Genomic DNA, 15,085 nt, shown 5'->3' with positions numbered 1-15,085 from the left:
GCCGTGATGGCAAGTTCAAGGACAATGCCTCCGCGGCAGACAAGGTGCGTCTGCCGTGCTTCCACGTGACCCTATAAGGATATCTGAGTATGCCATTTGAGCAGTTGCTGTTTATTGTCGGTTCCATCTTGCTGATGTTGATCGGTACCATGCAAACACTGGCCGTCTCCTCGTCGTCACACCTGAGCGGTGACAACATCGATTGTCAGGCCTATCTGCAACAGGTGCGATGGCCGCAAAATCGACAGACGACCATGTGGCGGGCGTGGGTGGGCATGCATGTCAGCCATGGGTTTGGCATTCTGGTGGTCGGTGCCATCTACCTGCCTTTGGCCTGGTCACACTTTGCCCTGATGGCATCATCCGTGTGGTTCAGCGTACTGCCTGTGTTCATAAGTTGCGTGTATCTGTTATTGGCCAATCGATACTGGTTTAACTGGGTGTTCTGGGGCATGTTTGTCACCGCGTTTTGCTTCTCGACCGCCGCTTTCAGCGTGCATGCGGCGTAACACCACAAAGTGAGAACGGTGGCAGCACTGCCACCGCTCCCTTGCCAATCAGCGACCGCGGGTTTCCCGGGCACTGTTTTGCACTCGCTTGTAGAACTTACCCAGCGCTTTATCCTGTGCACGCCGCTCAGCCAGCGAGGCCGAGTTAAACGCATCTTCCCGTTGCAGCTTTTGGTAGTGAGACAGGCGATCCTGTTCCAATACCCCTGATGCCACAGCGCTCGTGACCGCACAGCCCGGTTCCGACGTGTGGCTACAGTCCCCAAATCGGCATTCCTTGGCCAGGGCTTCGATGTCGGCAAACGCACTGGCAATACCATCGGCACAATCGCTCAACTGGATTTCACGCATGCCCGGCGTATCCATTAACCATGCACCGCCGGGCAACTGACGTAGATACCGCGCCGTGGTGGTGTGCCGGCCTTTACTGTCATCTTCCCTGATCCCGGCTGTGGATTGTGTCTTTTGGCCCATCAGCGTGTTCATCAAGGTCGATTTACCCACCCCGGATGACCCCAGCAAAACCAATGTTTTACCCGGCTTCAGCCACGGAGATAAACAGGCGCAACTGTCCGCATCCAAGCCATTAACGGCTTCTACCGGCACATCCGGCATACGCGCTGTGACCCGTTGCACGAAGGCCTGAGGATCATCGCAGCTGTCCATTTTAGTCAATACCACCACCGGTTCTGCGCCAGCACCCTTGATCAAAGCAAGGTACCGCTCAATTCGATGCAGGTTAAAGTCCTGATTAAGCGAACAAACAATCAATGCGGTATCCACATTGGCGGCAATCCCCTGGGTTTGTAGACCGGTCCCGGCAGCCTTGCGCCGAAACAGTGTCTGAGGCGCTAACACCCGGCAGATACGATCGTCATTATCAAGCAACAGCCAGTCGCCGACGCACAGGTCGGTGACCCCACTACGGTTGATCCGTCGCGATTCTGAGGAAGAAACAAGAATATCAATCGCGTCGCGGTGAACACTGGCAACACGCGCAGGTGTCTGATGTTCCCACTCATCGAGTGACAGTTGTTGTTGAAAAAATGGTTGCCAACCCATGCTGGCAAGTGACTGAAAAGACGTCATAACGAACCCTTAACACAAACGTTAATGTGATGAGGGGCTTTGGTGCCCCGGCGTTAAAACCGGGCTCGACAACGGTCTCTAGTGGCGTTGTGTCCCGGTCAGGGTTGCTACAATCATGTGTCGCCTCCTAACCGTCAGTAGAAATGAATACCGCGCCAGTGTAATGCCCTTCCAATTCTGAAGCAATAACCCAACCATTAGATAATAATTATTCTCTTTTGAGTTTACATTAACGTTAATTGCAATGCCGTCGCCTTTCAACAGCAACGGAGAGCATACGTGTCCAAGGAAAACAAGCCCGCCCCATTCCACCGCGCCATGGCCGTTCAGCCCCTGCGCGACACCCTGTTTGCACTGGAACAGAGTATTCAGCGCCTGCTGCACCAAGACACGGTGTCCCGTGATGAATCAGACCGGCTGCACAACGACTATCACAACCTGATCCGGCAGTGCGCCACAGTGCAGCCGGTGTTACTCAATGTCTTCGTCAAAACCGACGTGTTGAGCTATGCCACTGTGTTTCAGGATTGCTTTTGCATCTTTTAGCCTGATCAGGTCATCCAGTGCCTGGCGTTTATCGTCACTGTTTTGAAAATACGCCTTGGCAATCTGCTGCCCTATCCAATAGCCCATATCCGCAGGCTGCTCCCCCGCTGTCGGAGAGTAAAGCCAAGGAGCATATTGAAACGTGTCCATCAGCGGAAAAAACCTCGTCCACAGCTGGTGAGCATGCTTGTCCCCATAGCGCTCCCGAACGGTCTGCAACTGACTGCTGTGCCCCGTGGCAGAGGCGGCGATAAAATCCGCACTGCCTTCAATTAAGGCCAGCTCCAGTAGGGTGAACCTAAATTCGGTTCGCTGACTGTTCCGGTACTGCAAAACATGCACGGCTTCGTGACCCACATAGTCAAGAACCAGTTGTTCAACGTCCCTGGGCTCATTCGCTTGCTGACAAATGACTTCCAGAGCCAGTGCAATACCCTGGTTGTTAACGGTTGCAGCGGTATTGTTAGCGGCAATGGTAATGCTGACCGGCAGCAGTTGAGGCTGTCCCACATAAGACGTTACCCGCCTTATCCGTTCAAGCACCTTCGCCCGCAATGAGCGAACCGCCGGCAAGCACATTGAAATCGCTCGCTGATAGATTTCGGGCTGCTGATTAACGGTGTTCGCTAGCGTTCTACTGCCACCGATCCGCTGAGCCAATATGGTCTGCCCCAAAGAGCCAGGCGTAAGGTAACTTCGTTCTATCAGCTGCGCTGTGATTGGCGTCTGGGAAGCCAACATTTGGGCGAAGCGTTCGACATCATCGATAGCGAAATCCGACTGTCCCCCGGCACAAGCCTGGCCGGTAAACAACGCACAGATAACATATAAACCACCAACAAATCCGCGATTGAACATTGCAATTCTCCTGGTTCAGCAACGTGAAATAAGAACCAGCAGTGTTGCTTACACGGATAGCGAGATCGTCCGTATTTATCATTTCGGACGTCCAATGTGACAGACTCAGCCTTGTCAGACAGTGACCAGCGACTGCCGGTATTGGCTCGGGGTTAACCCGGTATATTGCTTGAACACGTGATTAAACGTGCTCTTAGAGGAAAAACCACTGCTCAATGCCAAATCAAGTATCTTGGCGTTCGCGGGGGCAGCACTGAGTTGCTGGCAAAGATGCTCGATGCGATACTCATTGACGAAACGGTGGAAATTCTTGTCACAACGGGTGTTGATGTATTCAGACAGCAGGTGGCGACTCACTCCCACCCTGGACGCCAATGTATCCAGGGTCAATTCCGGATCAAGATACGCCTGTTGCTGCTCCATAACCTCAGACAGCTCAGTACTCAAATCAGGGCATTGCGATGGAGGCTTTGAACCTTCCATGACCGTCTCGGCTGACTCGGTTTCAGTGACGGGCAGATTACGCAGTCGCAGGTAATAGGGAGACTTCCAGTGCATCAGGGCCAATCCCGCGATAAGGCACAACAACAACACATCAGCCCCAAGGGCCAGCGCATAGACCCCACCCAATGCACTGGAGAGGATTTCACATAACCACACCAACAGATTGAGTCCCCAAACAAACAGCAAGTGCTGAAATACACTGGGGTCATAATTGGATAAGCGATATTCGGCCAGGCGACGGTATTGGTAAATCACACGCCCGCACAACAGGGCATAGACCACAGCCTGAGTATAAATGATCCCTTGTGCCAGCTGATGACTCAATGTTTTGGCAATCCCCTGCTGCCTCAGCACGTTGATATCAGCCAAACTTTCCATGGTATTGGCGTACGTCAGTAGCACACACATCAACAGGGGTAAAAAATGCAAACTATCCCGCCATCGGTAAGCCCGACGTTGTGTCAGGCTGTTCAGATACAGGTACAGCAGTGGGCCAAACGTCGCTGGTAACCAAAGGGTAATCACTGCAAGACGTTGAATACCCGGCAATGTATCGCTGATAAGCAGCAGTGGTGTAACGCTGAACAACGAAAGACAAAAACACCACAACGCCAGAATCCTGCCCGCATAACCGGGATTGGACTGTGCAAGCAGCAGCCCTCCGAGGGCAAAGCTGTTAAAAACACTGGTGGCATGTATGTATTGTTGAAGATTATCCATCGCATTTCTTGGGTCAGTGCAGGAACCGGTCGCATTGTGTTCGCAGACGCAGTAAAAGGCAAACAAGATGCCCAGTTGTAAAGACAGAGCCATGAACAATGATTGAGCTAAAATCGTCGAAATAAAAACCAACTGCAGCGAATGTGAGCATAAATGCAGCGAACGCTCAACTAAGGCGTAAAAATATCTTGAACTCATGGATGTGCTGAATATACTGCGCGCCCCGCATCCCTCATCGGATGCACTTGGAATGTAGTAAAAAAGGAATGCATCACATGAAAAAATCCATCGCTGCCATCGCTCTGGCAACACTTTTCTCTGCCAATACCATCGCTGCACAAAATGACTGGAACTTTGTAGACCTGGGTTACACCAGCGCCAACTATGAAGATCTGGACAGCAACCCCGATGGCTTCTCCATCAAAGGCAGCTACCTGGTCAATGACAACATCATCCTGACCGCTGACTTCCAGCGCCTGAGCGACGACCTGTACGGCGTTGACGTGGATCTGGACCAGTTGTCTGTGGGTGCGGGTTACCGTTTTGTCCTGAATGACAAAACCGAAGCCTACGCAATCCTGTCTTATGAGCGCATCGAAGCGAAAGCACAGTACATGGGCTACTCTGACGACGAAGACGACAATGGTTACGGCCTGACTGCCGGTATTCGCCAGATGGTCGGTGAAAACGTGGAGCTGAAAGTCGAAGCTGGTTACGTTAACACCTCCGACGATCGTGAAATGTCTTACACACTGGGTGGTCGTTACTACATCAATGACCAGTGGTCTGTTGCGTTTGACTACGCACTGGCTTCCGAGCGCAACCTGACCTCGTTCAGCGCCCGCTACCAATTCTAATCCCACGCTAGTGGAATAGACCTGAAAAAGGCGAGGGTTACCTCGCCTTTTTTGATCCTGCCGATTGTCACGCCATAAATGCCCGATCAGGGCTTTTTGGCCATCCCCATCACCACGTGCATAGCGCCGTCAGGATGTGGCATCTCAAAGGGTACTGACACACGTATATCAGAGAATCCCGCGGCACCAAGGACGTTTTCAATACGGGGCTTAGTCATCCCGTCGCTGGCCTGCTCATCGGTCGATAGCCAGTCCCATTGCACAAACCAACCACCCGGCTTGAGCACCGCGGCGATCAGTTTCATTGTTGCTGGATAGTCGGGCAAAAAACCACACACCGATGACGCCACCACCAAATCCACGCCCTTGTGTAACACCGGTTGTTGCCGGATCAGTTCGCTGGTCAGCCCATCTGCCATCGGCGTGACATTGGGCAATCCTTTGCGGGTCAGGCGGCGTATCATTTCAGCCGATGTGTCCAGCGCCACAATCGCCTCGACCTTCGGGCTCATGCGCTCGGTCAGATGGCCGGTACCACAACCAAAATCCAACACCGTCATTGCGCCGATATCAATAGCATCCGTTAATGCAGCAAAGGCCTTATCGGCATAGTCTTGAACCGAAGCGTTGTCGTCCCAACCGTCGGCATAGTCATCCCATTCATTGTGCATTGGCATGTACCTCAGGGCCGGTAAATGTTGACGTTGGGGTAACCTTGCTCGTGCAGCAACAATGCCTGCAACTTGCTCATCACGCCCTTTTCACAATACAGGTAGTAGGTTTTGTCCTGTGGCAGATCGGCAAAGCGGGTCGCCAGGCGGAAAAACGGGATATGCACTACCTCGTTGTTGTCCAGTTCCAGCGGTTTGCTTTCTTCTTCTTCCGGCGCGCGCACGTCAATCACCACAGCGTCTGCAGGTAAGGCATCGGTAGAGTCCACAGCCGCAACTTCTTCTTCGGCTTCCTTGGCAATGGCGCGAATGTCTTTCACGTAGCTGTCGCGTACCACACGATCAATCAGCGACATGTCAAAGGCCTGCTCCGCCTGCTCTATCTCTTCCTTGACAGCGCGCACGGTGGGACGCTGGGAAATCACCCCGCAATACTCGGGCATGGTAGCGGCAAAATCTTCGGTGCCGATTTGGCGGGCAATGTCGATGATTTCGGCTTTATCCATGCAAATCAACGGACGCAAGACCAGTTTCTCGGTGACCTGTTCAATCACATGCAAATTGGTCATGGTCTGGCTCGACACCTGACCCAGGCTTTCGCCGGTGACCAACGCGTTGATTTGCAGGTTGTTGGCAACCTGGGTGGCAGCACGCAGCATCATGCGCTTGAGCACCACTCCCATCAGGCCGCTATCAATTTTTTCCAGAATTTCGGTCACCACCGGTTCGAAATCCACCGCGATGAACTTGACCTTATGAGAAGAGCCAAAACGTTTCCATAGATAGTGGCTGACTTGTTTAACGCCGATCTCGTGTTCCCGGCCGCCGAGGTTGAAAAAGCAATAGTGGGTACGGGCACCGCGACGTATGGTCAGGTAGCTGGCAACCCCGGAATCAAAACCACCGGAGATCAGTGACAGCACATCTTCCTGGGTGGGTAACGGCATGCCGCCGAGGCACTTAATCCGACGCTTAATCAGCACCAGCTTGTCGCCATCGACCTCAAAATTAACCGTCACCTCCGGTCGCTTCAGATCCACACCGGCCGTATCGCAATGCTGATTCAATCCACCGCCGACATAACGGGCGATGTCCGTGGAGGTGAAATCGTGTGTACCCCGCCGTTTTACCCGCACGCAAAAGCGCTTGCCGCGCACCACATCGGCGTACACCGCTTTGACCTGCTGATAAATATCATCCATATCGGTGTAATCGGACTCTTCCACCCACAGTACCTGATCGATACCAGGGATTTCACGCAACAGCCCGATCACCGCCTCAACGTGAGGCTGTGCCGATGGGTTGATCAGCACCAACAGTTTGTCCCACTGGTTGCGTACTTCCACCGAATAGTCGTGTTGCTTAATGATTTGGCGAATGTTGGATTCGAGCAACTTCGTGAAGCGCTTGCGCACCGATTTGCTTTTGATGGTGATTTCAGAGTGCAGCTTGACGATCAGCTTCATGGCGGGCTCCACAGCAGGCCGAATGATGGAAAATTAGCCGCGGATTATAGCGCCCATGCCCCACAAAGCAACCGACAGACCGCGGTTGTGGGGGGATAAGCGCCTATTGTTGTTCTGGGTCGTTCGATTCAACCACCGAAATCGGCTTTGAAACCATGGGTTTACCCTGATTGATGGATATTTCCACCCGGCGGTTACGTCCGCGCGCATCTCCGTCTTCATTGTCTGCCAGGGGCTGGGTATCGGCGCGACCCACCACTTCCATGCGGCTTTCGTCAAACCCCGGCGCACGACGCAGCTCTTCGGCCACCGCCACCGCACGTTGAGCGGACAAGTCCCAGTTAGAACGGTAAAGTTCATTGGAAATGTTCTGCGAATCACTGTGCCCGGAGATTTCAATTTCACCGGGTACGTCGGCCAGCAAGGTACCGATCGATCGCAGGATAGGCACAAATTGGGGTTGCAGGAAGGCGGAACCGGCCGAGAATGATCCATTCTCACGGATGCGGATGGTAATTTGCTGTCCCAGCGATTCCATTTCTATCGAGCCGTCCAGAATTTGCCGTTGCAACTGCTGGGCGACCTTTTTCATCAATTCATTGGTTTGTTCCTGGGCCGCCTGGCGACTCTGGGAACTGGACTGTTCAGTGGCCGTTTGCTGCGCCGACCCGCCGCGTTGTTCGCCACGCTGTTTCTGACGCCCACCGGCCGAGTCTTCATCGCCGGCCTGGAACTCCAGCATCTGCTGGGTCATGTCGATGGTCTGCTGCTGGATGTTTTCAATCGGTGTCGGATCCGGCCTGCCGGGACGGAACTCCATCGCGATCACGCTGGTGCCTTTGGGAATGTCCTTGACTTCAATCTTATTCTGCACACCAAACGCAAACTTCATCGAGCCCGCGATCTGTTTGAACTTCAGTACGTCCATTTCGGAAAAGGCCAGCAGCAACACGAAGAAGCACATCAACAGTGACATCAGATCGGCAAACGTCCCCATCCACTGGGGTAACCCAGGGGGTGGACATTTTGGACAACCTTCTTTCTGTTGAGCCACAGTATGACCTACTCTTCTTCTTTGGCTTCGTTACGGCGACTGGCGGCCAGGTAGTTTTTCAGGATCCCTTCAATCACCCGCGGGTTCTGCCCGTCGGCAATCCCTACCACACCATCGAGCACCAACGATTGGTTGAGTCGCTCTTCACCGGCCCGATTAGACAGCTTTACCGCAATCGGCAGGCACACCACGTTGGCCAGAAACGCACCGTACAGTGTGGTCAGCAATGCCACTGCCATCGCAGGTCCGATGGCTTTCGGATCATCCATGTTGGACAGCATGGCTACCAGACCAATCAGGGTACCGATCATGCCCATCGCCGGCGCTACATCACCCATGCCTTTGAAAATAGACGCACCGAACTCATGCCGCTCTGAAGTCATGGCAATGTCTTTGGCCAGGGTGTCGCGAACCACTTCAACGTCATGGCCATCCACCAGCATATCCACGCCCTTCTGCATGAAGGCGTTCTCAATTTCTGCCTCTTCCAGCGCCAGGAAGCCACCTTTACGGGCTGCATCTGCCATTTCAACGATTTTCTGGATCAGGTCTTCGGGTTGCTCAATCTTGAACATAAAGGCTTTGGCGGCAATTTTGCCCGCGCCAAAAAACTGGCCTAGGGTATATTGAGACAGGACCACGAATAGGGTTCCACCGAATACGATCAACACCGATGGCACGTTGATAAACATACCGATGTCGCCGCCCAACACCATCGCCATAAGGACGAATCCCATCGCACCGAGCATACCTATGAGGGTTGCTAAATCCACTGTCTCCTCCCCGAAATTCGGCGTGTTAAGGTGCCGCTTTGCTAGCCAATCTTAGTATTATCAGCATACCGATGTTTTTTCATGGCGACCACAGGATGTTCAAAACGCGTGTATCGCAATGATCATTTTATCGTCCAAGGTACAGATTTCTATAGCATTGTTTAGCCTGTGTTGCCCGAATAAGACCCGTTTATCAACGCCAACCTTTCAATCACGACAAATGTTTGACCCTGTAGCAGCCGTCAGGTAAGGTGCGCAGCGTATATTGCACCAAGATCCCAGCACCACCGAGAAGGTCTGCACAGCCATGAATCAACCCGATGATACCCCCAATTTCGAATCTGCCATGCAGGAACTGGAAACCATCGTTAAGCAAATGGAAATGGGCAACCTGCCCTTGGAAGAGGCGCTAAGCCAGTTTGAACGCGGTATTCAACTGGTGCGCGTTAGCCAGAAAAAATTGCAGGAAGCAGAGCAGAAAGTACAGGTATTGATGCAGCAACAGGGACAGGAGCAGCTGTCACCGCTGACGGACGACGAAAACGACGCATGAATACCGCCCTCGCGCAGCAACAACAAGCCGTTCAACAGCGCATTGAACACGCGATAAAAGACCATTTTCGTCAACTGGACGATCACGCGCCACGCCTCAAGGCCGCGATGGAATATGCACTGCTTAACGGTGGAAAACGCATGCGGCCCTTGCTGGTTTACAGTGTGGGAAACATGCTGGGGCTGGCGTTGAGCGATCTGGATCCCATAGCACTGGCCATCGAATGTATTCATGGCTACTCGCTGATCCACGACGACTTACCGGCGATGGATGATGATGATCTGCGCCGTGGCAAGCCCACCTGCCACATTCAATTTGATGAAGCGACCGCCATCCTGGCCGGCGATGCGCTGCAAACCATGGCGTTTGATGTACTCGCCAATGCCCCGTTATCCGCCTCTGCATCGCAGCGACGCATCACACTGCTGCAATCACTGGTGCAGGCATCCGGTTATGCCGGTATGTGTGGCGGACAGGCGATGGATCTGGCAGCGACCGATAACGCCATCGAACAACATCAACTGGAACTATTGCACCAGAAAAAAACCGGGGCCTTGCTACGGGCGGCGATCCTGATGCCCAGCCAGTTGCTGGATATTCCAACTGAACACAGCCTGGCGCTGGAAAATTTTGCCCGTCATGTTGGCCTGGCGTTTCAGGTCCAGGACGACATTCTCGACATCATCAGTGACTCACAAACCCTTGGTAAACCACAAGGTTCAGACCAGGCACACAACAAAAGTACCTACCCCGCACTGATGGGATTGGACGGTGCGACCGCTTATCTGCATGAATTACATCAGCAAGCGCTTCACGCCTTGGCCAGTTTGCCCTACAATACCGAGATTCTGCGCGGGATTGCAGACTATCTGATCCATCGCAAACACTGATACCTAGAAAAACACGAAAGCAATTAGGCACCTCATGACCCTGGATCTCGCCAACTACCCTGTTTTGGCTCTGGCCGATACGCCGGACGCATTGCGCAACCTCCCCAAAGACAAGTTGCGCCAATGCGCGGACGAACTGCGCCAATACCTGCTCAACTGTGTGGCCCAAAGCAGTGGCCATTTCGCCTCAGGCCTGGGCACTGTTGAACTGACGGTGGCACTCCACTATGTGTACAACACACCGTTCGATCGTTTGCTATGGGATGTTGGTCATCAGGCTTACCCGCATAAAATACTCACCGGACGCCGGGATCGTATGCCAACCATCCGCAAAAAGGGTGGCCTGCATCCGTTTCCATGGCCGCCGGAAAGTGACTACGACACCTTCGCCGTTGGCCATTCATCCACCTCCATCAGCGCCGCCCTGGGCATGGCAGTGGCCGCAGAAAAGGAAGGTAAAGATCGCAAGATAGTCGCCGTCATCGGCGACGGCGCAATGACCGCAGGCATGGCCTTCGAAGCCATGAATCATGGCGGTGACATTGATAAAGATCTGTTGGTGGTGCTGAACGACAACGAAATGTCGATCTCCGAAAATGTCGGCGCCCTGAACAGCCATCTGGCGCGACTGCTGACCGGTAACTTTTTCAACTCCATTCGCGATGGCGGTAAAAAGCTGCTCAGCAACGTCCCGCCGATCAAGGAATTTGCGTCCCGTGCAGAGGAACACATCAAGGGCATGGTCGTACCGGGCACCATTTTCGAAGAACTCGGCTTCAACTACATCGGCCCCATCGACGGACACGATGTCAACGGCATGGTCGATACCCTGCGCAACATGCGCAATATCAAAGGCCCGCAAATCCTGCATGTAGTGACCAAGAAAGGCAAAGGCTACGAGCTGGCGGAAAAAGATCCGATCAAATTCCACGCCGTGCCGAAGTTCAATCCTGCGGATGACAAATTGCCGGCCAGCAAACCCTCATCCCCGACCTTCTCACAGGTGTTCGGTGATTGGTTGTGCGATATGGCAGCCGAAGACGAGCGCCTGATGGCCATCACACCTGCAATGCGCGAAGGATCTGGCATGGTGCGCTTTTCACAGCAGTTTCCAGAGCAGTACTTTGACGTTGCCATTGCCGAACAACACGCAGTGACCTTCGCGGCCGGTCTGGCCAAAGAGGGACTGAATGCCGTTGTTGCGATTTACTCGACGTTTTTGCAACGGGCGTATGATCAGTTGATCCACGACGTCGCGCTGCAAAACCTACCGGTGTTGTTCGCTATTGACCGTGCTGGCGTAGTCGGTGCAGACGGTCCTACCCACCAAGGCGCGTTTGACATCAGCTTTTTGCGTTGCATTCCCAACATGGTGATCATGACCCCGGCTGACGAAAACGAATGCCGCCAGATGCTTTACACCGGACACAAGCTCAACCAGCCAGCCGCAGTACGCTACCCAAGAGGCAGCGGCAACGGTACCGAGCCTGACAAAACCATGACCGCACTGGAGATTGGCAAAAGTCGCACACTGCGGGATGGCGAAGGCATCGCTGTGCTGAACTTTGGTACGTTGTTGCCCGAAGCGCTGCGCGCTGCCGACACCCTGAATGCCACCGTCATCGACATGCGGTTTGTCAAGCCTCTGGATACCGACGCACTGGATAGCGCCTTTGCCAGCCATCATACCGTGGTGACCCTGGAAGACGGCGCCATTATGGGCGGTGCAGGAAGCGCAGTGGGTGAGTACCTGCTACGCCGACAATCAGGCTGCAAGTTGCTGCAGTTAGGTTTGCCGGATCAGTTTATTATGCAGGGTACCCAGCAAGAGATGTACGCTGAACTTGGCATTGACGGCGCGGGCATCGTCCGTCAGGTTAACGATTTCCTCAACCAGCAGCCCCAGTAGTGTTCAGTCGTTGACGTCCCGAAACAGTTAAAACGGTTAAAAAAATAGCCATATTGACTAGCAAATTGGTCAGAATCAGTTACATTTATGACTGGATCAATGTTCAATCGAACAAGGACGTCAACATGACTAACCCTTTGCTACTCGCCTTCAGCGCCGCATTCGGGGCCTTGGTGCACCAATTTATTCGTTATGGATTACAGGGAATCGACTGGCTCGCGCCGGTGGTTGTTGGTGTTGTGACAGTGTTGATCTATTCCGCGTTGACCAGCGTGTTTGAAAAACCACGCCAGACCCCACATAACGGCAAGGTTTAAGACACTAGCGCCAAACCGGCGTGCAACAGCCCACATGCGGCCAAACCGGCCAACACATCGTCCAGCATAATGCCCAGACCGCCGTGTAAGTGTTGGTCAAAATGTTTGATTGGCCAGGGTTTGAGGATATCCAGCACCCTGAACGCGATAAAGCCAGCCACAACGGTCCAGGGGTTCAGTGGTACCGCAATCAGCGTGATCGCGATGCCGGCAAACTCGTCCCACACAATCGAAGGATGGTCATGGATACCCATGTCATCTGCGGTTTTTCCACACACATAGATGCCCCCCAGTGACCCAATCACGCACACCAGGATATACGCCCACAGTGGTAACCAGAACGCCAGTGCGACAACCAGCGGCAATGCCGCCAGAGTGCCCATGGTGCCGGGCATATTGCGGCTCAGACCAGAACCAAAGCCCAACGCCAGCAAATGTGTAGGTCGGCGCAGTGACACCCGCTCGCGCAGCAACGATTCCATCAGCTGAAGTGCTCGTAACCTTTCACGTCCAGGGAATAAGGCTCATCCCCGAGGCGCAATTCAATTTTGCCGTCTTTTCCGGTCATCTGCCCGATGCAGGTCGCCTCAACGTTAAAGTTGGCCAGATTGATTTCCAGATTAGTGCGCTTGTCTGCACTGACGGTAAACAGCAGCTCATAGTCGTCACCACCAGCGAGGGCAAAGTCATAGGCTTTGTTGGCCGGCACTGACTCACGCATTGCCACAGACAGCGGTAACTGTTCCAGGTGCAGTTGAGCGCCACAACCGGAACTGCTTAAGACATGTTGCAAATCGGCCAGCAAGCCGTCCGAAATATCGATGCCCGCGGTGGCAATACGTCGCACCGCCGTACCTGCCAGCAGGCGTGGTGTCGGGTAATGGAGTCGATTGACCAGAAAGTCTTCACTGTTTTGGGTGGTTTTTAATTGTCCACGCAAGATTGCCAGGCCTGCTGCAGCATCGCCCAGGCTACCGGTCACATAAATTAAGTCGCCCGGCTTGGCATTGTGTCGACACAACGCCTGCCCCTGTGGCACGAAGCCGTGTGCGGTGATGGTAACGGACAATGGGCCGCGAACCGTGTCGCCACCAATCAACTGGATGGAGTAATATTCGCTAAGGGCATGCAACGCTTTTGAGAACGCCGCAACCCACGCCTCATCGGCATCAGGCAATGACAGGGATAAACTGAGCCACGCGGGCTCCGCACCCATCGAGGCGAGATCACTGAGGTTCACCGCCACTGCTTTGTGGGCGATGGCTTCTGGCGGTGCATCGGCAAAAAAGTGCACACCGCTGACCAAGGTGTCAGTCGTAACCACCAGGGACTGGCCTGACGGGACATCGGCAATGGCGCAATCATCGCCGATGCCGAGTACCACATCTTTACGTTGATAACTTCCGGCCTTGAAGAAGGTATCGATCAATTCAAATTCTTTCACAGGTCCTCTGCGAGTACTTACAGCTCGTCTTTGCGCAAGGTTTTGACGGCTTTATCCAGCACACCGTTGACAAACTTGTGACTTTCTTCAGCGCCAAAGGATTTCGCCAATTCGATGGCTTCGTTAATGACAACCTTGTAGGGCACGTCAATGCGCTGGGTGAGTTCATAGGTCGCGAGACGCAGGATCGCTTTTTCCACCGGATCGAGTTCTTCCGGCAGACGTCCCAGATAGGGTTTGATCGCCGCGTCCAGGGTGTCGGTGGTTTTGATCACCGCACGCAACAACTCCTGAAAATACGCCATATCGACGTTTTCCATGTTGTTCGAGGTCGCCAGGTGCAGTTCAATTTGTTGCACGGCGTTTTGAGTCATCTGCCAGGAATAAATGCCCTGCAGCGCCAGCTCTCTGGCTTTACGACGGGTGGCTGGTTTCACGCTCAGGCCTCTTCAATCAATGACATGACATTCACCATTTCCAGCGCGCCCATTGCGGCTTCAGCGCCTTTATTACCGGCCTTGGTGCCAGAGCGCTCAATCGCCTGTTCGATGCTGTCAGTGGTGATCACGCCAAACGCCACCGGAATACCGTATTCCAGGGATACCTGGGCCAGGCCTTTGTTACATTCACCGGCAACAAAGTCAAAGTGCGGTGTTCCGCCGCGGATCACGGCACCCAGTGCGATGATCGCATCGTATTTTTTCTGTTCAGCCAGTTTTTTAGCCACCACAGGCAATTCATAAGCACCAGGAACACGTACCAGGGTGATGTCCTGTTCGTTGACCTCACCGACGCGCTCCAACGCATCCAGCGCACCGTCTACCAGGCTTTCAACCACAAAGCTGTTAAAGCGGGAAACAACCAACGCAAAGGACTTTCCTGTTGCGCGCAAATTGCCTTCAATAATGTTCATGTCTGCCTATGT

18 protein-coding genes are annotated in these 15,085 nt (G+C 53.6%); 7 read left to right on the top strand and 11 right to left on the bottom strand.

The genetic code is table 11. The features are described from left to right. The first annotated feature begins 89 nt into the window (after positions 1–89). Positions 90–509 carry an LIC_13387 family protein gene (locus tag LJ739_RS00610; RefSeq protein WP_229156660.1) on the top strand — a complete coding sequence of 140 codons (420 nt, stop codon included), beginning with the start codon at positions 90–92 and terminating at the stop codon, positions 507–509. Between the two features lie 48 nt (positions 510–557). Here the strand turns inward: LJ739_RS00610 and rsgA are convergent, their stop codons facing one another. After that, positions 558–1,598 carry a ribosome small subunit-dependent GTPase A gene (gene rsgA / locus LJ739_RS00605; RefSeq protein WP_229156659.1) on the bottom strand — a complete coding sequence of 347 codons (1,041 nt, stop codon included), beginning with the start codon at positions 1,596–1,598 and terminating at the stop codon, positions 558–560. 279 nt (positions 1,599–1,877) lie between these two features. On the opposite strand from rsgA, the gene LJ739_RS00600 reads away from it, so the two are divergent. Further along, the gene (locus LJ739_RS00600) at positions 1,878–2,144 is read left to right on the top strand and encodes a hypothetical protein (protein WP_229156658.1); all 267 of its coding nucleotides are present in this window, start codon (positions 1,878–1,880) and stop codon (positions 2,142–2,144) included. Here LJ739_RS00600 and LJ739_RS00595 read toward each other — a convergent pair. Both LJ739_RS00595 and LJ739_RS00590 read right to left on the bottom strand, forming a co-directional pair. Continuing rightward, a complete protein-coding gene (locus LJ739_RS00595) occupies positions 2,070–3,002 on the bottom strand; it encodes a DUF2268 domain-containing putative Zn-dependent protease (protein WP_229156657.1) in 933 nt (310 codons plus the stop codon). The two genes, LJ739_RS00600 and LJ739_RS00595, sit on opposite strands and share 75 nt — an antisense overlap. Before the next feature lie 114 nt (positions 3,003–3,116). Next, positions 3,117–4,226, bottom strand: coding sequence for a helix-turn-helix domain-containing protein (locus LJ739_RS00590; protein ID WP_229156656.1), 1,110 nt, complete (start codon positions 4,224–4,226; stop codon positions 3,117–3,119). A 275-nt stretch (positions 4,227–4,501) separates the two neighbouring features. On the opposite strand from LJ739_RS00590, the gene LJ739_RS00585 reads away from it, so the two are divergent. Continuing rightward, the gene (locus LJ739_RS00585) at positions 4,502–5,083 is read left to right on the top strand and encodes a porin family protein (protein WP_229156655.1); all 582 of its coding nucleotides are present in this window, start codon (positions 4,502–4,504) and stop codon (positions 5,081–5,083) included. 86 nt (positions 5,084–5,169) lie between these two features. Here the strand turns inward: LJ739_RS00585 and LJ739_RS00580 are convergent, their stop codons facing one another. The 4 genes from LJ739_RS00580 to pomA form a co-directional block, all read right to left on the bottom strand. After that, a complete protein-coding gene (locus tag LJ739_RS00580) occupies positions 5,170–5,754 on the bottom strand; it encodes a class I SAM-dependent DNA methyltransferase (protein WP_229156654.1) in 585 nt (194 codons plus the stop codon). A gap of 11 nt (positions 5,755–5,765) precedes the next feature. Then, on the bottom strand, positions 5,766–7,220 hold the full coding sequence (gene thiI, locus LJ739_RS00575) for a tRNA uracil 4-sulfurtransferase ThiI (RefSeq protein WP_229156653.1): 1,455 nt from the start codon (positions 7,218–7,220) through the stop codon (positions 5,766–5,768). Between the two features lie 103 nt (positions 7,221–7,323). Next, positions 7,324–8,274, bottom strand: coding sequence for a flagellar motor protein MotB (locus tag LJ739_RS00570; protein WP_324254890.1), 951 nt, complete (start codon positions 8,272–8,274; stop codon positions 7,324–7,326). 8 nt (positions 8,275–8,282) lie between these two features. Next, on the bottom strand, positions 8,283–9,047 hold the full coding sequence (pomA, locus tag LJ739_RS00565) for a flagellar motor protein PomA (protein ID WP_229156652.1): 765 nt from the start codon (positions 9,045–9,047) through the stop codon (positions 8,283–8,285). A gap of 307 nt (positions 9,048–9,354) precedes the next feature. Here pomA and xseB point away from each other — a divergent pair, with 307 nt between their 5' ends. From xseB to LJ739_RS00545, 4 genes are all read left to right on the top strand, one after another. Beyond that, positions 9,355–9,600, top strand: coding sequence for an exodeoxyribonuclease VII small subunit (gene xseB / locus LJ739_RS00560; protein ID WP_229156651.1), 246 nt, complete (start codon positions 9,355–9,357; stop codon positions 9,598–9,600). Then, positions 9,597–10,490: a (2E,6E)-farnesyl diphosphate synthase gene (ispA, locus tag LJ739_RS00555; protein WP_229156650.1), complete on the top strand. Its 894-nt coding sequence runs from the start codon at positions 9,597–9,599 to the stop codon at positions 10,488–10,490. Before xseB ends, ispA begins: the two co-directional genes overlap by 4 nt. Before the next feature lie 34 nt (positions 10,491–10,524). After that, the gene (gene dxs / locus LJ739_RS00550) at positions 10,525–12,399 is read left to right on the top strand and encodes a 1-deoxy-D-xylulose-5-phosphate synthase (protein WP_229156649.1); all 1,875 of its coding nucleotides are present in this window, start codon (positions 10,525–10,527) and stop codon (positions 12,397–12,399) included. Between the two features lie 125 nt (positions 12,400–12,524). Next, positions 12,525–12,716, top strand: a complete 192-nt coding sequence (locus LJ739_RS00545) for a hypothetical protein (RefSeq protein WP_229156648.1) — start codon at positions 12,525–12,527, stop codon at positions 12,714–12,716. Here LJ739_RS00545 and LJ739_RS00540 read toward each other — a convergent pair. From LJ739_RS00540 to ribH, 4 genes are read right to left on the bottom strand one after another with little or no spacing between them, the layout of a single operon-like run. After that, entirely contained in the window at positions 12,713–13,198 is a 486-nt protein-coding gene (locus LJ739_RS00540) for a phosphatidylglycerophosphatase A family protein (RefSeq protein WP_229156647.1), read from the bottom strand. The two genes, LJ739_RS00545 and LJ739_RS00540, sit on opposite strands and share 4 nt — an antisense overlap. Further along, positions 13,198–14,160: a thiamine-phosphate kinase gene (gene thiL, locus LJ739_RS00535; RefSeq protein ID WP_229156646.1), complete on the bottom strand. Its 963-nt coding sequence runs from the start codon at positions 14,158–14,160 to the stop codon at positions 13,198–13,200. The genes LJ739_RS00540 and thiL overlap by 1 nt, the downstream gene beginning before the upstream one ends. 17 nt (positions 14,161–14,177) lie before the next feature. After that, complete coding sequence (nusB, locus tag LJ739_RS00530) at positions 14,178–14,597, bottom strand: transcription antitermination factor NusB (protein ID WP_229156645.1); 420 nt, start codon at positions 14,595–14,597, stop codon at positions 14,178–14,180. A 2-nt stretch (positions 14,598–14,599) separates the two neighbouring features. Beyond that, positions 14,600–15,073 (bottom strand): 6,7-dimethyl-8-ribityllumazine synthase, encoded by a 474-nt coding sequence (gene ribH, locus LJ739_RS00525; RefSeq protein WP_229156644.1) that lies wholly within the window; start codon positions 15,071–15,073, stop codon positions 14,600–14,602. Between the last annotated feature and the right edge of the window lie 12 nt (positions 15,074–15,085).

Origin of the sequence: Fluctibacter halophilus (genome assembly GCF_020687825.1) — a bacterium.
In the GTDB taxonomy this organism is placed as follows: domain Bacteria; phylum Pseudomonadota; class Gammaproteobacteria; order Enterobacterales; family Alteromonadaceae; genus Fluctibacter; species Fluctibacter halophilus.
This window is presented reverse-complemented; position numbering and strand designations above follow the sequence as displayed.